This window comes from Humibacter soli (assembly GCF_054779035.1).
Window position 1 is genome coordinate 1,312,993 of sequence record NZ_BAAGYX010000001.1, and the last position, 22,281, is coordinate 1,335,273.

14 protein-coding genes and 1 tRNA gene are annotated in these 22,281 nt (G+C 67.5%); 3 read left to right on the forward strand and 12 right to left on the reverse strand.

What is annotated here, in order from left to right:
• Positions 1-16: 16 nt before the first annotated feature.
• The gene (locus tag ACYVDN_RS06175; protein WP_460569478.1) at positions 17-1,888 is read right to left on the reverse strand and encodes an alkyl/aryl-sulfatase; all 1,872 of its coding nucleotides are present in this window, start codon (positions 1,886-1,888) and stop codon (positions 17-19) included.
• 323 nt (positions 1,889-2,211) lie between these two features.
• On the opposite strand from ACYVDN_RS06175, the gene ACYVDN_RS06180 reads away from it, so the two are divergent.
• Entirely contained in the window at positions 2,212-8,139 is a 5,928-nt protein-coding gene (locus ACYVDN_RS06180) for a hypothetical protein (RefSeq protein ID WP_460569480.1), read from the forward strand.
• On the opposite strand, the gene ACYVDN_RS06185 is transcribed toward ACYVDN_RS06180, so the two are convergent.
• The 5 genes from ACYVDN_RS06185 to ACYVDN_RS06205 all read right to left on the reverse strand — a co-directional run bounded on the left by ACYVDN_RS06185 (position 8,114) and on the right by ACYVDN_RS06205 (position 12,815).
• Positions 8,114-9,604, reverse strand: a complete 1,491-nt coding sequence (locus tag ACYVDN_RS06185) for an HNH endonuclease signature motif containing protein (protein WP_460569482.1) — start codon at positions 9,602-9,604, stop codon at positions 8,114-8,116. The two genes, ACYVDN_RS06180 and ACYVDN_RS06185, sit on opposite strands and share 26 nt — an antisense overlap.
• 153 nt (positions 9,605-9,757) lie before the next feature.
• Positions 9,758-10,414, reverse strand: coding sequence for a shikimate dehydrogenase (locus ACYVDN_RS06190; protein WP_460569484.1), 657 nt, complete (start codon positions 10,412-10,414; stop codon positions 9,758-9,760).
• 43 nt (positions 10,415-10,457) lie between these two features.
• Complete coding sequence (locus tag ACYVDN_RS06195; RefSeq protein WP_460569486.1) at positions 10,458-11,144, reverse strand: VOC family protein; 687 nt, start codon at positions 11,142-11,144, stop codon at positions 10,458-10,460.
• A gap of 78 nt (positions 11,145-11,222) precedes the next feature.
• Positions 11,223-12,011 (reverse strand): SDR family oxidoreductase, encoded by a 789-nt coding sequence (locus ACYVDN_RS06200; protein WP_460569488.1) that lies wholly within the window; start codon positions 12,009-12,011, stop codon positions 11,223-11,225.
• 12 nt (positions 12,012-12,023) lie between these two features.
• On the reverse strand, positions 12,024-12,815 hold the full coding sequence (locus ACYVDN_RS06205; protein WP_460569489.1) for an alpha/beta hydrolase: 792 nt from the start codon (positions 12,813-12,815) through the stop codon (positions 12,024-12,026).
• Between the two features lie 142 nt (positions 12,816-12,957).
• Between ACYVDN_RS06205 and ACYVDN_RS06210 the strand changes: the two genes are divergently transcribed.
• The gene (locus ACYVDN_RS06210; RefSeq protein WP_460569491.1) at positions 12,958-13,893 is read left to right on the forward strand and encodes a LysR family transcriptional regulator; all 936 of its coding nucleotides are present in this window, start codon (positions 12,958-12,960) and stop codon (positions 13,891-13,893) included.
• Positions 13,894-13,919: 26 nt separating this feature from the next.
• On the opposite strand, the gene ACYVDN_RS06215 is transcribed toward ACYVDN_RS06210, so the two are convergent.
• The 5 genes from ACYVDN_RS06215 to ACYVDN_RS06235 all read right to left on the reverse strand — a co-directional run bounded on the left by ACYVDN_RS06215 (position 13,920) and on the right by ACYVDN_RS06235 (position 19,552).
• On the reverse strand, positions 13,920-15,143 hold the full coding sequence (locus ACYVDN_RS06215; RefSeq protein WP_460569493.1) for a M23 family metallopeptidase: 1,224 nt from the start codon (positions 15,141-15,143) through the stop codon (positions 13,920-13,922).
• 9 nt (positions 15,144-15,152) lie between these two features.
• The gene (locus tag ACYVDN_RS06220; RefSeq protein ID WP_460569495.1) at positions 15,153-16,154 is read right to left on the reverse strand and encodes an alpha/beta fold hydrolase; all 1,002 of its coding nucleotides are present in this window, start codon (positions 16,152-16,154) and stop codon (positions 15,153-15,155) included.
• A 95-nt stretch (positions 16,155-16,249) separates the two neighbouring features.
• A tRNA-Glu gene (locus tag ACYVDN_RS06225) sits at positions 16,250-16,322 on the reverse strand.
• 112 nt (positions 16,323-16,434) lie between these two features.
• The gene (locus ACYVDN_RS06230; protein ID WP_460569497.1) at positions 16,435-17,376 is read right to left on the reverse strand and encodes a diacylglycerol/lipid kinase family protein; all 942 of its coding nucleotides are present in this window, start codon (positions 17,374-17,376) and stop codon (positions 16,435-16,437) included.
• A 37-nt stretch (positions 17,377-17,413) separates the two neighbouring features.
• Positions 17,414-19,552 carry a heavy metal translocating P-type ATPase gene (locus ACYVDN_RS06235; RefSeq protein WP_460569499.1) on the reverse strand — a complete coding sequence of 713 codons (2,139 nt, stop codon included), beginning with the start codon at positions 19,550-19,552 and terminating at the stop codon, positions 17,414-17,416.
• A 71-nt stretch (positions 19,553-19,623) separates the two neighbouring features.
• Between ACYVDN_RS06235 and ACYVDN_RS06240 the strand changes: the two genes are divergently transcribed.
• Positions 19,624-20,262, forward strand: coding sequence for an MBL fold metallo-hydrolase (locus tag ACYVDN_RS06240; RefSeq protein ID WP_460569501.1), 639 nt, complete (start codon positions 19,624-19,626; stop codon positions 20,260-20,262).
• A 230-nt stretch (positions 20,263-20,492) separates the two neighbouring features.
• On the opposite strand, the gene ACYVDN_RS06245 is transcribed toward ACYVDN_RS06240, so the two are convergent.
• Positions 20,493-22,262 (reverse strand): glycoside hydrolase family 3 protein, encoded by a 1,770-nt coding sequence (locus tag ACYVDN_RS06245; RefSeq protein ID WP_460569503.1) that lies wholly within the window; start codon positions 22,260-22,262, stop codon positions 20,493-20,495.
• Positions 22,263-22,281 lie beyond the last annotated feature (19 nt).

Consider the following 22,281-nt stretch of genomic DNA (forward strand, 5'->3'; position numbering starts at 1 on the left):
GGAGAGACGAGCGGCGCTACGGCAGAACGATGTCGAAGTCGGGGTCCCCCGGATCGAGCACGCCGACGAGCTGCTGGAGAGCCGCAGGATCTCCCTCGATGCCCAACCCGTCGGACGCGCTGTCGCCCGCAACGAGCGCGAGCAGACGGGGCTTCGTGAGCGTGAGATGTAGAGCGGCGGACCCATCGGCCTCACGCTCCACATAGACGAGCACGCCGTTCTTGAGCGTCAGGTGGAACGTGCGGTCGAGGTCGCTCAGCGTGATGTCCAGCGCAAGGTCGAGATCCCAGGCTTTCGGACCGTCCACCGTGATGGAGATCGCGTCGAAGATCTGCTCCGGGCTGAGCTGGGCGAGAACGAGGGGCGCGGCCGTCGCCGTCGGCGTGCCGAAGTTGCCCTCACGCAGCTCGGTGGCGCCGGAGAGGAAGAAATTGCGCCATGTGCCGTTCTCCGCGCCGTACGCGAGCTGCTCAAGCGTGTCGGCATAGAGCGTTCGAGCTGCGGCATGGGATGCGTCAGCGAAAATCGCATGATCGAGGAGGGTCGCCGCCCACCGGTAGTCCGCGGAGTCGTACGCCTCACGAGCCAGCTCGACCACACGGTCGACCCCGCCGATGGCGGCAACGTAGCGCTCGGCGAGGGCCTGCGGCGGGTGCGGCCAGAGGCGCGCAGGATTGCCGTCGAACCACCCCATGTAGCGCTGGTAGATCGCCTTCACGTTGTGGGAGACGGAGCCGTAGTAGCCGTGCGTGCTCCACGAACCCACCAGCGCGGGCGGCAGCTGGATGACCTCGGCGATCTCTGCCCCCGTCATCCCCTTGTTGAGCATCCGCAGCGTCTGGTCGTGCAGGTAGCCGTACAGGTCGCGTTGGATCCCGAGGAAGGCCTTCACCTCGTCGTTGCCCCAGGTCGGCCAGTGGTGCGACGTGAAGATCACGTCGGCTCGGTCGCCGTATCGCACGAGGGCCTCCGTGAGGTACTGCGACCAAACATGTGGGTCGCGCACGAGAGCGCCGCGGAGCGTGAGGAGGTTGTGCAGAGTGTGCGTCGCGTTCTCGGCCATGCACAGTGCCCGGTAACCCGGAAGGTAGAAATGCATCTCCGAAGGAGCTTCGGTGCCCGGCGCCATCTGGAACTCGATCTCGACACCGTCGATCGTGCGAGTCTCGCCGGTTTTCGCGATCTCCACGGTAGGCGGCACGATCCCCGCCTGACCCGTTGATGTGGTCTGCCCCAGTCCCGCGCCGACCTGGCCCAGCGGCCCACGTGCGAGCGCGGCGCCGTACATGTAGCCGGAGCGCCGTGCCATGGCGGTGCCGGCGTAGACGTTCTCCGCGATGGCGTGTTCGAGGTATCCCTCCGGAACGATGATCTGCACGTCGCCCGAGTCGACCTGCTCCTGCGTGATCATGCCGAAGATGCCGCCGAAGTGGTCGATGTGGCTGTGCGTGTGGATCATGGCCACGATCGCGCGGTCGCCGCGGTGCTTCCGGTACAAGGCCAGCGCCGCCGCTCCCGTCTCGGCGGTCAGAAGCGGATCGACGACGATGACGCCATTGTCGCCCTCGATGAAGGAAGTGACCGACAGGTCGAGGCCTCGCACCTGATACAGACCGGGTACGACCTCGAACAGACCGTGCTTCGCGACGAGCTTCGACTGCCGCCACAGGCTGGGGTTGACGGATGCCGGCGCATCGCCCCGCAAGAAGTCGTAGGTGGAGGCATCCCATACGACTTCGCCCGCCGCATCGCGGATGGCAGGGTCGTCAAGCGTGCCGAGGAACCCGCGCTCCACGGCCTCGAAATCCGCTGTGTCGGCGAACGGCAGCGCGTTCAGTACCTCCGCGTTCGCCCCCGCGACCGATGGTGTCGGTTGGTTCTGCTCCATGTGGTGGGTCCCCCTCTGTCCGGCGCTTCCTGCGGCGCTCCCGTGCGCGTCACCTGCGACATTGCCATGGTTCCGCCTCCCGCGCGCGGGAACTCACCCGGCCCGGGCGATCTGCGTCTCACGCAGGACTACCGCTCTTCAGTAGGTGAGGTCGGAACGGCCCGTGGATCGGGCACCGTGGCATAGTCCGCCACGGACTGCATCGCGGTAGCGTCTTCGCAAGGGGTACAAATCTGATCTCGATCAGGGCAATATGGCACGGTGTGCTGTTTTGGGGTCAGCACCGCTGGGGGGATCGACGCGTGCTGAAGCGTTCGTGGAAGATGAGCATCGCCACGGGAGTGGCTGTCGTTGCGTTGGCATGTGGTGGCGCGCTCGCCACCTCTGCACCCGCACAGGCTGCAGGAGAGGGCGCGCTCACGGTCACCAAGTCGGTGAGCAACCCGACGCCGGCGCCCGGCGACGAGTTCACATTCAGCATGCGCGTCGGCTGCGATGACAACGACTGCATCAACGCGTCGTTGACCGACCAATTGCCGTCTCAGTTCGACGGATTCCCCATCATCAGCTACAGCGTGACTCCCGGTACGAGCGGTGTGGAGTGGAACGATCAGATCACCGGGTGCACGAACAACACCGTCACGGACTCGTGCGCCGCGACGGTCAACTTCATCTCAGCTCTCGGCGAGGGCGGCGTCGGCCTACCGGCAGGCCAGGCATACACACTGACCGTCACGCTCAAGGTTCCGCAGGATCTCTCCCCATCCTGGCCGTACAACGGTCAGTCGATCACGAACACGGCATCGACGACGGCTGACAACGCCGCGCCGCAGACGAGCACCGCAGGCGTCACGATCACCGTTCCCGTCACGGTCGACACGGCGGTGACCAAGAACTGGACGCCGACGAGCGAGCAGTTCGCACCGGGTGCGCAGTCCACCATCGATCTGACGACGCAGAACACGTCGAACGTTCCTGCCGACTCGCTCGTGCTGCAAGAGCCGGCCGCCGCGCCGGACGGTGCCGCAACACTCGACCCGAGCAACCCGTTCCTCTACACCGATTTCGCCGGCCTCGGCGACATCACACTTCCCGACGGTGCCGACCAGGTTCAGGTGGACGCCTATGTCTTCGACCCCGTGAGCGGCACGTATTCCTGGGTGAACGGCGACCCGGGGCCGCCTCCCGCTGCGCTCCCAGGCGGTGTGCAGAACGGGGATGTCGCGGGCATCCGCGTCACCTTCACGAGCTCCACCGGAACACAGATCACGCCCGGCGGCTCAGCTGGTGCCGTACCGATCGACGTGACCCAGCGCGCAACGAACCGCGACACGGATGCGTCCCTCGAGGATGGCTGGACCGCCACCAACGCCGCGTCGAGCACGGTGAACGTGCCCGGGCAAGCCCCTGTGAGCAAGGACGCCACGGCCGACCACGCCGTGACCCCCATCAACATCGTCGTGCAGGCGGGCAAGTCGTTCGATCCCGAGAACATCCCAGCCGGTGTGCAGTCCATCGGTACCGTGACCGCGCAGAACAAGTCAGACGGAACACTCGACCAGCTGACGATCTCCGATCAGGACTACTTCACCCGGCTGCTTCCGTTCGACGGCTTCACTGCGCCGATCGTGTTTCCTGCGTCATCCACCTCCGCCACGATCACGTGGACGTACAGCGACGGATCGACGAGTTCCGAGGCATTCACCTCCGCCTCCGGCAATCCGCCTCAGCCCGCACCGCCGGCCGGTCAGGTGGTGACGGGGTTCGAGATCGCGTTCGACGGCCCGATCGACCAGAATGCGACGGCCAGCGCGAGCTTCGGGGTGACACCGTCGTTGGCATACGTCACCGAGGCGACGAGCCCGCGAACCTCGACCAACACCGTCGACGTCACGGGAACGGCCGGCGGCAAGACGAATTCCGATCAGGACACTGCCCAGCTCAACGTCTACGACCCGGACATCAGCCTCGCCCTGCAGAAGATCATCGTTCCAGACGCAGCCGAGTCACCCGTCGAGCCAGGAGGCACGGTCACGGTCGAACTGCCGGCGACGACAGGGACGGACTCCGCCTTCGTCACGCCCACCTCGATCACAGTCACCGACGTCGCCCCGACCCCTCATGACGACAGCAGCTTCTGGAACGCGTTCAATCCGATCGAGATCGCACCGACGCAGGTGCCGGCCGGCGCCACGTTGAGCATCTCCTACACGACAGACGACGGCGCGACGTGGCAGACGGCCGACTGGTGCGGCCTACCGGTGACCGGCGTGACGGTGTACTCGTGCGACATCCCGTCGAACCTGCAAGGAACGATCACCGGACTGCAGTTCGACTTCACGGATCCTGCCGGCTTCCCGCAGGGCACAACGGTGCAGCCGAACATGACCTTCGCGGCTCGCAGCGATCAGCGCTACTCGGGCGATCCGACGAGCGTGCCGGACGCAGGTCCGTCCGTCTACGGCAACACGGCCACCGCGCAGGGCGAAGGTCAGGCGGGAGGCCAGACGATCACCAGCGACCCGGTCGACGGCAGCGACAACGCCGCGATCGAGACCAACAGCGGCGAGAACGGATCGCTCATCGCGGGCAAGAGATGGACGACGCCGGACTTCTCCGGCGACCTCACCCAGGTCGCCTCGCAATCCGGTCAGCAGGCCGGAACTGTTCTCGACTGGGGAGTGACGACGACGGGGTACGCGTCGCTGACGGTCTCCGACGGTGCCGTCGGCCCCGCAGGCAACCCGGCGCCGGCGCAGGCGACGACCTATCAGGCGTTCGACCTCACACAGATCGCACCGATCACGACCGCGCAGGACTCCCTCCTGCAGTGGGACACCGTGTCGCAGATCCGGCTGTACGAGAACGGCGGCTGGGTGGTGATCGCGCCGCCAGGCGGCAGTTGGATGAACGGCACGGGCTTTGTCGGCTACACCCTGACCCCAGCGGAGCGGGCCGCGACGACGGGCATGCAGATCACCGTCGTGCCGAACGACGCAGCGAGATCGGGCAGCACGGACCCGACGCGGCCGCAGCCGGGATCCGGCATCTCATCCAGCAGTGTGGCGCGCCACTTCAACCTCGTGTGGACGCTGCGCAACACGCTGCGCGTGCCGGACAGCGACGGAACTTGGGTCAACGGCAGCACCCTCTACAACACATCGACCGAAGGGCTCGTCAGAAACCACGAGCAGGTGGATGCGGTCCTGCAGGCCGGCGGCACCCAGACGAGCGGCGCCGATGACACGATCCTGATCCTCGATCAGCCGCCGGGGGTCAGCGTCGTCAAGTCCACTCAGAAAGACACGATCGCGCTTCCGCATCCCGGCGACGTGCCCCCGTCGAGCTACCCGACGAACGACTTCACCATCACCGCGAACAGCACGTCGTCGTCGCGGGCATCGTATGTGCGTGTGACCGACCCGATGCCGTGTGCGCAGAACCAGGTGAGCTCCTGCGCCAGCGACCCGAGTGCATGGGCCGCCGATCCGTTCGCGGGCTACACCTATGACGCGTCCAACCCCTTCGACGCCTTCACACTGACCGGCCTGACGTTCACCTACGACGCTGCGGAGGTCGACCCGAACGCCTCCGTGGTCACGCTCCTTCACCGCAGCGCTGGTGGCGTTCTGACGACATCGACAACGACGATCACGGGCGCACAGGCCATGACGGAAGCCGACCTTCAAGATGTCGTGGGGGTGAGCGTCACCTACCAGGGGACCGATCCGGCGACGACCGGAGGCACGATCACTTCCGGCGACAAGCTCGCGATGGTCATGCACACCCGGGTACGGGTCTCTCTGCGCAGCGACCCCATCATCTTCGTGACACCGGAGACGGTGTCGAACTTCGCGTTCGCCCAGTCGTACGATCCGGTGCTCTACCCGAGTGCGGACCAGGCGGGGAGCACGCCGATCGACAGCTCGAACGCACAGGTCAAACTGGTCCAGGGCCAGCTGGACATCACAGCATCGAAGTCGATCGATCCGCAGAGCGTGCTCGAAGCGAACCGAACCGATCCTGTGACCGTCACGCTCGGCGCGGCCCAAGGACCTGACGCCACGGTGCCCACGAACCAGGTGACCATCGAAGACTCCGACCAGGGCTTCTGGAACGACTTCCAGCTGACATCGTTGTCGGCTGCCGATGTCACCCTGCCCGCTGGCGCCGATCAGGTCGAGGTCGACGTGCAGCTGAACGGCTCGACCACGTGGACGACGGGGACGTCGGGTGCGACGGCAGCCTTGCCCGCCGGGGTCAATCCGGCCGATGTGACCGGGATCCGGTTCGTCTTCGACCGCGCCGACGGCGGGCTGTTCTCCAACACCGCTCCCCCGCAGGCGTTCAGCGCCTCGGCGGTGCTCCACGTGCAGCTGCGCGATACCGCGCGCGACGGCACCGACATCCCGTTCCCGGGAACGGTGAACGACACCGCGACGGCGACGACGCACCGCACGGACGGAACGAGTGACCTGTATCCGGATGACACAGCACAGGCCGAATCCGACCTCGCACTTCAGCCCGGAACGTTCGACCTCGACGTGGCGAAGGATCCGTTCCAGGACAGGCACACCGTGTCGCCAGGGTCGTCGGTGCCATGGACCCTCACGTTCACGAACACCGGCACCGGCATCCTCACCGTCCCAGCACTGGTCGACACACTCCCGCAGTACTTGAGGTGGGATGGAGCCGATCCGACATACGTCGACAGCGACGGGGGCACCCTGTCGACCGCTGTGACATTGACGGATGACCGGCAGGCCGGCACGTTGACCTTCGCGTGGCCCGAAGACGGCAGGCGGATGCAGCCGGGAGAGCAGTTCACCATCACCATCGGACTGATCCTCCAGCCCGGGCTGAACGAGAACGAGTCGACGACGAACCAGATGGTCGTGCAGACCGATGAGGATCTGGCCTCGTGCACCAACACGTCTGGCAACGGCCAGGGCGTCGTCGGCGGTCTGCCCGACAACGAGTGCGGCACGACGAACTTCGTGCAGCCGATCCCGGGGCCGGCTCTGCTGGCAACCAAGGGGGTGCGCGGTGACGTCGTCGATCCGCTCGTCAGCGGGGCGCAGAATCCCCTCAACCCGAACGCGAACTGCCAGCCTGTGAACGGCTACTACTACGCGCCCTGCGTGGCGAACACACGCATGGGGGGCACCGACGAATGGCTCCTCACGGTGACGAACAGCGGCACCGTGCCGTACTCCTCGGTGACGATGGTCGATCCGCTGCCGACCCCCGGCGACAAGCTGCTCTCCACCGGTGCAGCGCGGGGAAGCACCTGGAAGGCCGTGTTCGATGTCGCGTACGGGGTGCAGGTGAGTGCGCCGCTCGGTTCGACGCAGACCATCGAGGTCTCCACCGACTCGAACCTGTGCGTCGGAACGGGAACCCCGACCCAGTGGTCGACCGATCCGACCTGCTCATCGAACACGTGGACGGCGTTGGATGCCTACGCAGGCGACCCCGTCGACATCACCGGGTTCCGGGTCGTCGTCACGCTCCCTGCGAACCGGCCACTCGGTCCTGGTGGCACCATCACCGCCACCGCTCGCACCATCGATCAGCCGGTGTCGTCGGCTGATCCTCAGGGGATGACCACCGCCGTGCCCCAGCCATCCCTGTTCGACTACAACCAAAGCGGTGTGCAGGCGACGCTCTCCAACAACGCGGCTCCGCTCGCACAGGCGCCGGTGAAGGTGGGTGTCACCCCGCTGACCGGCTCCCTGCAGGTCGTGAAGAAGATCACGGGGGATGACGCTGAACGTGCTCCGTCGAGCTTCGATGCCGGGGTCAGCTGTGCGGCAGCCGACGCTCAGCTCGACCTCGGCGATGCCGCGACGCTCACCCTGGACAGCGGCGACTCTTACACCGCGAGGGTGGACGGCATCCCGATCGGTGCGTCATGCGATGTGTCCGAGAACGGTGACCCGGGGTCGTACGGCGAAGACAGTCGCACCATCGCGCCCGGCACGGTCGGCATTCTGGAGCCGTCCTCGTCGGATGGCCCGGTGCCTGATGCCCAGATCGTGACGATCACGAACGAGTACGACCCGGTTCCACCGACTCCGACACCCACCCCGACACCGACGACACCGGGCCCGACATCCGGTTCATCGAACGGCGGTGGCCTCGCCGGAACCGGGTCCGATGCCGTGACGCCTCTGCTGGCGGGGCTCGGGATCCTGCTCGCGGGCGGAGGACTCCTGGCGCTGATCAGGTGGCGCCGGCGTCACGTGTGAACACGGCGTCACGTGTGAACGCGGCGCCGTCGCGGCGGGGCCCCGTGCGGGATTTCGATGCTCTTCGCCAGCGTCGCTCGTGGTCGACCCACCACGGCGGTCTCACATGTGGAACGCCATCGCGCAGCTGCACCTGCCACCCGCTGGCCTCGATCGTGCGGTGATGGAACCAGCAGAGCATGACCCCGTTGTCCGTGTGGGTCGGGCCGCCGCGTGCGTGTTCGATCACGTGGTGGATCTCGCACCAGCCGGCCGGGATCTGGCATCCCGGAATGACGCATCCGCCATCGCGGAGGCTGATCGCCCTGCGCTGCTGCGGCGTGAAGACGCGTTCCGGTGAACCTAGGGCGATGATCTTGCCCTTTCGGTCGAACAGCACCTTCTGCGCGCCGCCGGTGCAGACGAACTGCTTCACCGCGCGGAGTGAGATCGGGATCTCGACTCCGTCGATCCATCCCGCACCGATCGGGGCCGCTACGCCCGCTGTCGACCCTGCCGTAAATGCGCCCTCGGGCTCGGACTCGGGTTCGAGGTCGTCAGCGCTCACGCTGACCAGCACGGTCGGCGACGCTCCACCGACCGTCGGAAGCTCCCCGCTTCGCACCGCTGCATCCACCATCGCGGCGAACACATCATGTCGTTGCTGCACCGGCGTTCGAGTGTCTCCATTGACCTCCGCGTCGGCTTCTTCTTCCGGCGTCAGGAAACGACCGGTGGTCTTCGGCGAGAGGCAGGAATCGGCCGCGCGATCGAATTTGCCGGCGATCTCGGGAAGCAGGTGCATCGAGTAGCGCACCAGCCCGTTTCGAGTGCCGATCTTCGTTATGCCGCGAGCGATCATGGCGTGGTCCTCACGCGCCTCGACGCCGTCAGGATCAAGCGCGACCTGCCACTGGATCGCCTGGATGCGCGTCTGATCCGCCGTGAAAGGCACGATCGGCTCCCCGGTCGTCACCTCGACCCCGAGGGCGCACCCGACAAGGGCGCGTTCTGCCTGCTCGAGCAGGCCCGGCTCCGCCCGGCTGGCGACCGCATTCAGCACGGCGGTCATGGCAATGGCCGAGTCCATGCCGAGGGCGCCGGCGTCCATCGCCCCCGCCAGTGCTGCGAAGATAGGCGGCAGTACTTCGCCCGTCAGGGTCTCACGGACACGGATGGTCGCACCCAGCCGGGACCGGCGAGCCGCTGTCGATTCAGTCACCTGCGTGACGCGGGCGATCAGCTCGTTGGCCGTGCGGCATCCCTTGCGGGCCGAGAGGCGATCCGAGCCAAGGGAGGTGCGAGAGCGCTCCTGAGCCTCGGCAGCCACCGCCACTCGCAGCGCGTCGACGGACCGGCCAAGCACCTCGATGGCACCCATCGCCTTCAGCAGTTCATCGTCGACCAGAGTCGGAACCTGGCGAACCGTCAGCGCAGCCTTCACGGCAGCTGTAGCTGTGCCGAGTTCTGCGCCGAGGTCCTTCATGGCTCAACTCAACCCGCAGCCACCGACATTGAGAGGGGCGAATCCCTGATCAGATGCAGTTTCTGTGGATAAGTGGATTCAAAGCCTCGCTGTGGACGACAAGCCAAAGACTCACGGTCCGCTCGCGGAGGACAACACCTCGCGCGGCATCGATCAGCCTGCAAGCCGCTCTGCCACGAGTGCCTGCATGTGCTGGAGCATGCGTTCAGCATCGGGCGAGACCCCGGTGAACAGCTCGAACGCACCGGCCGCCTGGAAAGCAGTCATCGCCGCACCACCCGTCACCCGAGCCCCGCGAGCGGTGGCATCCCGCATGAACTGCGTCTCCAGCGGCAGGTAGACGATGTCGATGACCCAGTGACGGTCGGTGATGAGCTCCGGATCGACCGGACTGCCAGGGTGTCCGGCCATTCCCATCGGCGTCGCGTTGACGAATCCGTCGGCTTCGCCCGCGAGATCGTGGAACTCGTCTGGTCTTGCCGCCACGACACGGGATCGCCCGAACACCCCGCCCATCGAAGATGCGAGCGCCTCCGCACGGCGGGTGTCGATGTCGACGATGGTCAGGCGGTCGACGCCGCGCTGCAGCTGTGCGTAGGCGACGGAGGCGCCGGCCCCTCCCGCTCCGAACTGCACGACAATGTCTGCGCGCTCGTTCCTCAACGTACGCGCCGCCAACTCGCTGAAGCCGTAGACGTCGGTGTTCTGGCCGACGAGACGATCCGGGGTGATCACGACAGTATTGACGGCGCCGACCTCGCGCGCGACATCCGTCAGCTCGTCGAGCGAAGCGATCACGGACTGCTTCACGGGATGCGGGTCCGCCGCTCGCTTGCTCGAACCACTGCGCCGCTCACCCCGCGTCGGGGACGATGCCCTTCACCTCGGCCATGTACTGATCGGCGGCTGCCGACGCCTCGTCCTTCGTGTCGCCGCTCTGACGGGCATCGAGATATGCGGCGTACCAGTCCCACCAGTTGTGCTCCGGCGCGACGGACTCGAAAGAGCCGTGGCGTTGTGAGGTCTCCAGCAGCAGGTCCGCGAGCCCCTGCACATCGGTCAGGGAGACTCGACCTGGCAGACGGTCGGTCACCTCTTGCAGAAGCCAGGTGTTGCCATCCGGATCGGCGAAGGAGGCGAAGCTGCCGTACGACGAACGCTGCGGATCGGGTCCCGGCGCGTGCCCTTCGGCGCCGAGCCCGCGACCGTGCCAGATCTCGCTCACCTCGGCGCCGCGGGCGATCAAGTCGGCCCGCGCCTTCTCGACGTCGTCGACGATCAGGTACAACCCCTGGGCAGAGCCGGGAGTCGCGGTGGATGTGCCGAGCCCGAACTGGATCGACGCAGGTGACGCCGGAGGGGTGAACTGCACGATGCGGAAGTGCTCATCGATCGGGAAGTCCGCATCCAGCCGCCAGCCGAGGCCCTGGTAGAAGGCCTTCGCACGGTCGACGTCGGTCACAGGCAGCACGACGACCTCGAATCTCAGCGGAACGGGCGCGCGGTTCTCGTGGGCGTGCTGCGCGTGTGAGTCGGTCATGCGGTCTCTCTTCGTCGACGTCGTTCGGTGGCCTCGAGGGTAGCTTGCGACGCCGGACGACGATGTCTGATACAGCGATCAGAGCTCCGCGGTGAGCCCGCCATCGATCAGGAAGTCGGCACCGGTGATGTTGCCCGCGACCCGATTGCTGGCGAGGAACGCCACGAGGGCCGCGACCTCGTCGGGCTTCGTGAAACGTCCGGTCACCATCGATGCCTCGGCTCCCGCCACGACGTCCGCCTTGTCGGCACCGCCCGCGCTCGACAACGTCGCGGCCACTCCCCCGTCGCCGAGCCAGAGATCCGTGGCGACCGGCCCCGGGCTCACCGTGTTGATGCGGATGCCGTCCCGACCGACCTCCTTCGAAAGCGACTTCGAGAAGTTCACGAGCGCCGCCTTCGCAGCGGAGTAGTCGATGACAGCGGGATCGGGCAGCCGCGCGTTCACCGACGCGACGGTGACGACGACACCGTCGCCGGCGGTGCGCAGAGCGGGAAGCGCCAGGCGGGTCATCCGAATGGCGCTCAGCGCGTCGAGCAGGAACGTCTTCGTCCATTCGTCGTCGGTCACCGATTCGAAGCCACCCGTGCGGGGACGCACTCCGCCGACGTTGTTGACGAGGATGCCCAGCCCGCCCATCGCCTCAGCCCGGGCAACAAGCGCGGCCGAGCTGTCCGGGTCGGTGAGATCGGCTTCGACCGCGTCGACTGCGCCGCCGCCGACGAGCTCCGTCAGCGCCGGCGTGATGGTGCGGGATGCCGCCAGAACCCTCGCGCCCTCTGCGACCAGTGTGCGGGTGACAGCGAGGCCGATTCCGCGGCCCGCGCCGGTCACGATGGCGAGAGCGCCCTCCAATCCGAGGTCCATGGCGGCTCCTCGTCAGAGGCCCTGGGCGGCGAGCCACTCGAGCACGGCATCCGCCACCTCGGCCCAACCGTGATCGATCGTCAGCGAGTGGCCCCGCCCCTCGAACTGCTTGAGCTCGGTCACCGACATCGCGTCGCGATACTGCTTCAAGGTGGACCGTGTGACGACGTCGGGCACGGTGTGGTCGGCAGTACCGGAGATGAGCAGCAGCGGTCCTCGCGGTGTGCGCTTCGTGTCGACGGCAGCCGGCGAGTGCATGACGAAGTTCGCCGCCGCGGCCTGGAACAGCGGGCGAGCGGGCGAAGGGATGGTCCACTGCTCGTACAACGCGTCGGATTCGGCCTCGTCGACGGCGTTGCCGAAGCCGTATCGGAACTGGGCTTTGGTCAGCGAGACGGCTCTGTGCAGGTTCGCCGGGTTTCCGAGTGCCGGGAACCCCGATCGCAGCTGGGCGAGTGGAAGCGGAAGCACTCCCTTGATCTGCGCCGGGTCGATGGCGACAGCACCTGCGCCGACTCCCTCTCCGAGCAGCTTCTCGGCGATCAGTCCACCGAAGGAGTGCCCGATGAGGATCGTGTCGTCGCCGAGGCCTTTGGCGACCTCGGCGAACGATTGCGCCGCTTCGTCGATGCCGATGTTGGCGACAGCCTCGGGGTTGGCGCGTGCATCGGCGACGGTCTCGCCCTCGAACGGCCATCCCGGTGCGACCGGCTCGTATCCGGCGGCACGGAACCGGTCGATCCATGGCTGCCAGCTGCTCGCATGAAGCCAAAGACCGTGAATGAAGACCACGGGACGTGCCATGACTGTGCCTCCTCGCGCACTCGGATATGAGGCCAGCACACACCACAAGGGACCGCGGCGTCCATGGTTATTTCACGACCGATCGATAACCGATCTTGCATCGATCTGTGCGAAGCGGCAGCCTTCCCTATGGGAGGACAATGTGGATCTCGATCTTCGGATGGTGCGTTACTTCGTCGTCGTCGCGGACGAGCTGCACTTCGGGCGCGCCGCCGCGAAGTTGCACATCAGCCAGCCTGCGCTCTCGAAGCAGATCCGCCGGTTGGAAGCCGACCTCGGTTTCCGGCTCTTCGCTCGCGACAGCCGTCACGTGTCGCTGACCCAGGAAGGCACGCGATTCCTGCGTGACGCGCGCGTCCTGCTCGCTCACGCACAGCGCATGACCCACCCCGAGGGCTCCGGGATTCGCGTTGCCCACATCTTCGACCTCGACACCAGCAGGCTCGTCGTCGACGCGTTCTCGACGCGATTCCCCGATACGCCGGTGATCGCGAGCTCCATGGACAGCCAGCGCCAGTTCGATGCACTGATGAGCGGATGGCTCGATGTCGCCATCCTGCGCCTCACCCCGGCGATGATCGCCGGCCATCCCACCGGATGGCACCACCGACCGCTTCGGCTCGAGCCGTTCTGGCTCGTCGGACGACGGGGAGACCCGGTCGCCGAGACTGCGAGCCTTGACGAACGGCCGATCGAGGTGTTCGGAGACCCACCAGGATCCGTCCTGTTCAACGCGCACGGCGAATACCTCGCGGCGCTCGAGCGGAGGGCGAGTCTCTCCTTCCGCTGGCTCGGCAATCCCGGCACCTTCGACCAGTGCCTCGCGCGCATGCTCCGCGCTCCGGGCATCGCATATCTGCTCGAGTTCGAGTCCTACGCGTTCCGATACCGGCAGTTCGGCATGCCCGTGCATCGGCCGGCGGAGTTCCAGCCCTTCTACCCGTGGTCGATCGTGTGGCGAGACGATCAGCTGGCACAACCCGTCGCCGATTTCATCGACGTCGCTGATGACGAGAGTCGGTCCCGCGGATGGCTCACCCTCGACGACGACGTCCCGAGCTGGCGGCCGCCGGACTGATCGAGTGAGGCGACAGTCGGGACGGCTCAGAAATCCACGACGGTGCCGTAGAGCGGGTAGGCGTCGTGCGCCTTCTGCGACGTCGGCGCGATCTGCAGCGTGTCACCCGTGGCCGAGGCCAGATCGACGGTTCCGACGAGGTCGAACGACCGGAGCACGAACGGCAGGCTCATCCCGGTGAAGAGGTCCGGCCTGTCCAGCAGCCCGAAGTGCAGGTGGGGACCTTGGGATGGCCCACTGTTGCCGAGCTTCGCGATCACTTCGCCCATGGTGACGTCGTCGCCGATGTGCACCCTGATGCTGCCCGGCTGGAGGTGGGCGTACGCAGCGTAGACGCCGTCGGCGAGCTTCAGGATGACCTGATTGCCGCCGAACCCCTCCTTGGAGTCCGGCGAGCCGGCCGTGAACGGGGTCGACTCCGGGACCCCGTCCGTCACCGCGACCACCCTTGCGTCGGCGACCGCGACGACGTCGGCCCCGAACCCGTAGAACTGCTCGTTGGCGCTGCCGGTGCCCTCGTAGAGACGGTCCCCCTTGACCTGGGCCCAGTCCACAGCGAAGGTCTCGGCCGTCGCCCAACTCTGGCCGTCCACCGCGAGGCGAAGATCACGGTGCACGTTAGGAGAGCAGCAGGCGGAGGTCGCAAGCCACCCATCACCGCGGAGCGGCGGCGCGATGGTGATCGGCTTGGCGGCATCCACGTCGACCCGAGGCCCCTGCACGACGGTGTCGTCGACGATGACGTTGCCCGGCAGGCTCGCCGGCAGGGCGTACTCGACACGGTTCGACACGTGCTCGGGGACGGTCTCACCGGAGGTCAGCGCGAGATCGACCTCGACAGCGACGGCGGCGGACGCCGGAATGGACGCGGACGTCGCGTGGGTGAACAGCGTCTGCGTCGCGGCGGCGAGACGGCTGCCGCTGATCGTGCCGAGCTCGTGGCCATCGGCATCGGTGGCGGTCACGCGGGTGAGGGTCACGGGATCGCTGTACGCGTTCACCACGACGAGGTTGTACTCCACGTGGTTCTTGCCGTCGCTCGCGTGCACCACCTGCGCGTCATCCATCGCCTGCACCCAGACGGCGGTCACCTTGCCAGTGGGGGACGGTGTCGATCCCGACGCGTCGGCGCCGTTCGCCGGATCGGATGACCGCGACGAGGCCGGCTCGCTGGCAGCCGTGCACCCGCTGGTCAGGAGCGCGACCACGACGAGGCCGGCTGCGACCGTGAGGCCTCGGCTGATTCGCATCGATGACTCCTACCTCGACCGGGCTTCCGCGAGGACGTCCGCGATCGCGCGCGAGACGAGAGCAGGCTGCTCGACCGCGATCCCATGACCGCTGTCCGTCTTGCTGATGTGCGTGGCATGAAGGGACGCGGCGAGCCGGTCCTGGGCGGCGAGCCAGGCCGGCCACGTGGAGGTGCCCGGGGTGACCCCGAGATCCCACGCGTGATCGGACGAGAGGACCGTCGCCGGGACGCGCGGCATGGCGTGCGCGGCCTCGAGCTCGGCGAGGCTGCGCTGGTAGTCCGGCTCCTCGGCGCTCGCCGAGGCGTGAGACGACGCGATGACCGCCATCCACTTGGCCCACTGCGTCGGGGTCATCGTGTCCTTCAGGAACGCCGACGCCGAGTCGACGAGCACGATCCCCTTCGTCTGCCGCGGATGCTCGCGCGCGAACAACTGGGCGATCATCCCGCCCCACGACGCTCCGACGAGCACGTACGGGCCGTCTTCATGCACAGCGTCGAGGAGTGCCTCGAGATCCGCGACCCCGTCCTGCGCTGTCGTCGGCTGAGGCACGGCCGTCGACGTGACCGGGGCACCGGACACCAGGGTCGTGCCCGGCCGGTCGTACGCGCAGACCCTCGTCGTGCGGGACAGGGTGTCGAAGACCGACTGGCTGCTGAGCGCGGGAGTCGCCTTCGGGTCAGAGGCGTCCACTGTCGACATCCACTCGTCGGCCGCGCCACCCGTGCCCGACACCAGGATCACCGTCGGCGAGCCCGTGCCTCGGCAGTCGATGGCGATCGTTCGGCCTCCACCGATATCGACGAGTCGATGGATGTCTGCCTGCGGCGCGTCTCCGGACGGGGTCGTGCCGGACGGAGTCACAGGTGTGGGCGAGGCGGCACTGCACCCGGCGAGCAGCATGCCGGCCACCACGATGGCGGCGATCCCCGCGGCCCTTGACCGCCGTGCACCGCCCATGAGCAGCCCTCCGCCGACGCGAGTGTGACGCCACGACAAGTGTGACACCCGAGCGGGCGAGACGGCCCGACCCCCTCGAGGGGCCACTCCGTGCGATGCGAAAAACCCGGCTCCCCTGTGTTGACAAGGGAACCGGGCTGATGTGACCCCAGCGGGATTTGAACCCGCGTTACCGCCGTGAGAGGGCGACGTCCTAGGCCGCTAAACGATGGGGCCGGTCTGGTGCCGAAAAAGGCAACTCATCGAGTATGCCATACCGCCGTCGCCCCTTCAAATCGGGACCGCTTCGCGCCTCCATCCCGCGCCCTCCCCGCGAGCGACAGAAGACTCAGACGAGCACGGACATTGCGCGGGGCACCACGGTGACCTCCACGGGGAGGGGGCCGACGCGCTCGCCATCCGCGTAGGCGATCACGCCCCCCTCGGCCTGCAGTTTCACGCTGCGCGCCCGCACGATCGACACCTCGGGCAGGGTCGTGTGCGTCCCCTTGAAGACCCTCGGGAAGACGCGGAGCAGCTTGAATCGTGACATGGCCTCGACAACGAAGAGGTCGAGCATCCCGTCGTCGAGTCGGGCGTCGGGCGTGATCATCATGCCTGCCCCGATGGAGCGTCCGTTCGCCACCGACACCAGCATTGCCGAGCGATCGGATGTCACACCGTCCACCTCCAGCCGGTAGGCGATCGGTCGGAAGGTGAGCAGCTCCCGCACCATCGAGAGCGTGTAGCGGCTCGATCCCCTCGGCCGGGTCATCTTGTTCGCGCGCTCGTTCACCACCGCGTCGAACCCGGCGGAGAGCACGCATCCGAACCAGGTGAAGAGCTCGCCGTGCCGCACCCGACCGAGGTCGATGCGGCGCGGCTCACGACCGAGTGCCCGCGTCACGCGAGCGATCGCGGCGTCGGGGTCGTCGATGGGCAGGCCCAGGGTGCGCGCCATGTCGTTGCCGGTGCCGGTCGCGACGATGCCGAGTGCGACATCCGTCTCCGCCACCAAGTTGACACCGAGGCTCACCATGCCGTCACCGCCGACCACCACGAGGGCGTCGAGAGCTTCCTGCTCGACGACCCGTCCCGTCTCGCGGCGCAGCAGCTCGTAGTTCGGCTGCGCCAGCACGAGCACCCTGTGCCCTGCCGCCTCGAGGGCGGAGACCACGCCCGGGCCGACCCCGCGGTGCTTGCCGAACGACGCCTGCGGATTGATGGCGACGGCGATCAGCTTCGGGGCAGCAGCCGAGGCGGGTACGTCGGGGTCCGGCGTGCTCGTCATGCACCCGATTATGGCGGAGCACCGGCCCCCGACACGGTCAACCCAGCCGCACACGCCTCAGTAACTGTGCGTTCACGGCGACCACGATCGTCGACACACTCATCAGAACCGCGCCGAGCGCCGGCGAAACGATGACCCCGAAGGGCTCCAGAACACCCGCCGCGAGCGGGATCGCGACGATGTTGTAACCGGCCGCCCACCAGAGGTTCTGCGTCATCTTGCGGTACGTGTGCGCCGAGAGCGCGATCGTCATCGCCACCCCGCGCGGATCGCTCGACGCGAGAACGATGCCCGCCGACTCGATGGCGACATCCGTACCGGCCCCGATCGCGACACCGACATCGGCCTGCGCGAGCGCGGGCGCGTCGTTCACGCCGTCGCCGACCATCATCACGCGCGAGCCGTCCGCCTGCAGAGTCGAGACCGCTGCCGCCTTCTGGTCCGGCAGCACCTCGGCGATCACCTCGTGGATGCCCAACCCTGCGGCCACCGCGTCGGCCACCGCCTTGGAGTCACCCGTCAGCATCGCGACGCGCACGCCGCGCCGCTGGAGCGCGGCGACGGCCTCCCTCGACTCCTCACGCACCACGTCGGCGATCGCGATCGCACCGATCACGCGTTCGGCGCCCGTGTCGCCCGCCACAACGAACACCACGGTGTTGCCCGCAGCCTGCGCTCGTTCCGCGGCGTCGGCCACCTGCGGCGCGACCGCGAGCCCGCGCTCAGCGACGACCCTGGGCGATCCGACGGTCACCGTCGATCCCTCAACGGTCCCGACCACTCCCCTGCCGGCCTGCGCCGAAAAGTCGACGGCGTTCTTGAACCGGATGCCGCGCTCCCGCGCCGACTCCAAGATCGCCCGCCCGATCGGATGCTCGGCCTCCGCCTCGACCGACGCGGCGAGCGCCAGCACGCGCTCCTCGCTCTCCCCCGCGGCTACCGCGACGGAGGCCACGCCCTGACGTCCCTGCGTGAGCGTGCCGGTCTTATCGAACAGCACGACATCTATACGGCGTGCATCCTCGAGGGCCGCGCGACTGCGCACCAGGATGCCGTTCTTCGCCCCCAGCGACGTCGCGATCTGCGCGACCAACGGAATGGCGAGGCCCAGCGCGTGCGGGCAGGCGATGATCAGAACCGTGACGACGCGCTCCAGCACGAAGCCCGGGTCGCCCGGGTTGACGAACAGCCAGACGACGAGCGTCACCGCGGCCGACACGAGCGCAGCGTAGAACAGCCATCCCGCGGCACGATCGGCGAGCAACTGTGCGCCGGACTTGCTGGCCTGGGCCTGGGCGACGAGGCGCATGATGCCGGCGAGCGCGGTGTCGTCTCGCTCCTTCGTCACCTCGACGGTGAGTGACCCGGAGCCGTTCACGCTGCCTGCGACGACGGATGCCCCGACATCCTTCCCGACAGCCGCCGACTCTCCCGTGAGGAGCGACTCGTCCACGTCACTGCGGCCCGCCACGACGGTGCCGTCGGCAGGGATGGCTGACCCTGGACGCACCAGCACCCGGTCACCCACCGAGAGCTCCGCGGTGGGCACCGAGCGGGTGCCGTCCTCGCTCACGACCTCCGCCGTGTCCGGCAGCAGGGATGCCAGCTCGCCCAGGGCGTTCTGCGCGCCCATCACGGCGGACATCTCGATCCAGTGGCCGAGCAGCATGATCGTGATCAGGGTGGCGAGCTCCCACCAGAAGTCCATGCCAGGCATGCCGAGCGTGACGGCGAGGCTGTATCCCAGCGCCACGACGATGGCCAGCGAGATCAGGGTCATCATGCCCGGCTGCTTGGCACGCAGCTCCGTGATGCCGCCCCTGATGAAGACGAGCCCGCCGTAGAGGAACACGGCGATGCCGAATATAGCCGGAATGTACTGGCTGCCGGGGAACCGCGGACCGCTCAGGCCGAGGATGTCCTGCAATCCGGTCGAGAAGACCATGCTCGGCACAGTGAGGACGAGCGACCACCAGAACTTCCTGCGGAACTGTGCCGGGTCGTGCGCGCTGTGGTCATGGCCACCGTGGTCGTGACCGGCGTGCTCGTGGGCACCGTGATCGTGCGCTTCGTGGCCATGTTCCGCATGCTCGTGCGTCATCTGCTCGTGCGCGTCGTGGTCGTGGTCGTGGCCGGCGTGAGTGTGCTCGGTCTGTCCGTCGGTGTGCATGTCCATCGCTTCCATGATACCCCCTAGGGGTATTAACGGCGGAGCGACCTCATCATTCCCGGTACAAGAATGGAGACATGAAACTCACCAAGCTCGAGCACGCGGCACTCATCCTCGAAGAAGACGGCAAGAAGCTCTTCGTCGATCCCGGATCGTTCACCACGCCCATCACCGAGGCGACCGACACCGTCGCCGTCGTGATCACGCACGAGCACGGGGACCACTGGACTCCCGAGCAGCTGCAGCGCATCCTCAAGGCCAGCCCCGACGCCGTCATCTACGGTCCGGAGGGCGTGGCGAAGGCTGCGACCGACTTCGACGTGATCACCGTGCACGCGGGTGACTCGGTCGAGGCGGGCCCCTTCAGCCTCCGGTTCTTCGGCGGCAAGCACGCCGTCATCCACTCGTCGATCCCCGTCGTCGACAACGTGGGCGTCATCGTCAACGAGAAGCTCGCCTACCCGGGCGACTCCTTCGCCGCGCCCGAGCTCGGCGAGATCGAGGTGCTTGCTGTGCCGTCATCCGCACCGTGGCTCAAGGCGGGCGAGTTCATCGACTACGTGCTCGAGCTGAAGCCCAAGCACTCGTTCTCGACGCACGAGATGGTGAATTCCGTTGTGGGCAAGAACATGGCGGACGGCCGCATCCAGTGGGCGACCGAGCAGGGCGGTGGCACCTTCATCGACCTGCAGCCTGGCGACTCCTACGACCTGTAAGCGGTCACCCTTCACCGCGGGTTGAGGAGCTCGCAGCGCAGCCGCGCGCGTTCTCTCCCGCGGGTTGAGGAGCTCGCAGCGCAGCGGCGCGCGTCTCGAAACCCACGCCCCGAGGGGAACGGGTTTCGAGACGCGCGCCTACGGCGTGCTCCTCAACCAGCGAGAGGGCGGTGCTCCTCAACCAGCGAGAGGGCGGTGCTCCTCAACCAGCGAGAGGGAGCCGTGCCAGGTCAGTACCGCAGGCCGTGGCCGAAGCGGAAAGTGGGGTTCTCCGTGTCGAACGCCACATCCGAGCGGCTGGCGAGCACTGCATCCATCGATCGCGGCAGGTCGAACGGCAGCGAGCCCTGCGGCCCACGGTCGCCGAACAGCACGGGCAGCACAGCGTCGTCGCTTGCGCCGTAGTCGGCGAGCACCGCGCGAGCCGACTCCTCGAGGCCGCCGAGCACCGCGGGACGGTCCAGGTAGATGTCGATCACGGTCGGCACCGCGTTCGCGATTGCGGTGAGCCGCGCCAGCTCTTCTTCCTGGAACTCGAGCGAGCCCGAATGGAAGAACGCGGCGAAGCCCTCGCCGCCGGCCTCGAACGGCGCCTTGATGCGCAGGATCGCCGCGTCGGCATCCTCCGGCGTGTCGACGACGGTCGCATAGTGCGCCAGCTTGGTCGCGTCCACGCCCTCGGCGTACACGCGGATGCCCCGCTGAAGCGGCAGCACCGCGTCGGTGTTCGTCAGCAGCGTGAGCGAGTCGCTCTGGGCATCCAGCCCTTCCGTCACGAAGTCGGCGCGGCCGACGACGGCCTCCGCGTGGTCCTCGTCGACGAACGGGTCGTCGAACAGTCCGAGCAGGAACTTCTCGCGCAGCAGCCTGCGCACCGAGACGTCGAGTCGGTCCTCGGTGACGGACCCGTCGGCGATGAGGTTGAGCAGCACGTCGGTGCAGAGCTCGCCGCCGAACTGGTCGACGCCTGCGTCGATGGCCTTCAGCATGCGTTCCGGCCTGATGAGATGCTCGACGCCCCACGCCCGTGCCGGGAACTCGCCGCCCATGACGGCGGCGTCGGTCAGCAGGCCCCAGTCGGTGCAGACGATGCCCTCGAAGCCGAGGCGATCGCGCAGCAGATCGGTGAGCACCGCCTTGTTGAAACCGAAGCCGACCTCCTCCCAGTCGGTGCCGACCGGCATGCCGTAGTACGGCATCATCTGAGTGGCGCCCGCCTCGATCGCTGCGATGAACGGCTTCAGGTGGTACTCCCTTGCGTCGCCCGGGTAGACCTGCTCGCGACCCCATGCGAAGTGCGGGTCGTCGCCGTCCTTCTGCGGCCCGCCACCCGGGAAGTGCTTGACCATGGTCGCGACCGACTCGGTGCCGAAGCTCTCGCCGTGGAACCCGCGGATATAGCCGACGACCAGAGCCGACGTGAGGTCGGCATCCTCACCGAACGTGCCGGAGATGCGTGACCAGCGGGGCTCGGTCGCAAGGTCGATCTGCGGATGCAGGGCGACCCGCAGACCGACGGCGACGTACTCCTGGCGCGCCACCTCAGCGAACCGCTGCAGCCGCTCCGGCGAGCCGATCGCGGCGAAGCCCAGCGTCTCGGGCCACTGCGAGAACGCCCCGGCCATCATCGAGGCGAGCGGGTTGTCGCTGAATGCGTGGCGCGGATCCGTCGAGAACGTGATCGGGATGCCCAACGGCGACTGCAGCGCGAGTCGCTGCATCTCGTTGTGCCAGGCCGCGAACTCGCGGCCGCCCGGGGTCGCGCCGAGGATGTTGAAGTGGTTCATGCGGCGCTTGCGAACCATCGACTCGGCCGACGGCAGGCCGAACATCGGATTGCCCTCCGTCGGATCGCCGAGCGACACCATGGTGTGGAAGAGCATCCCGGCCTTGTCGGCGATCTCCATGCGCGAGAGCAGGTCGTCCACTCGCTGGTCGACGCTCAGCGAGGCGTCCTGGTAGGGGAACCGGGCCTGTTGCTCCGTGTCGGTCGTAGTCATTTCTCTTCCTCCATGAAGT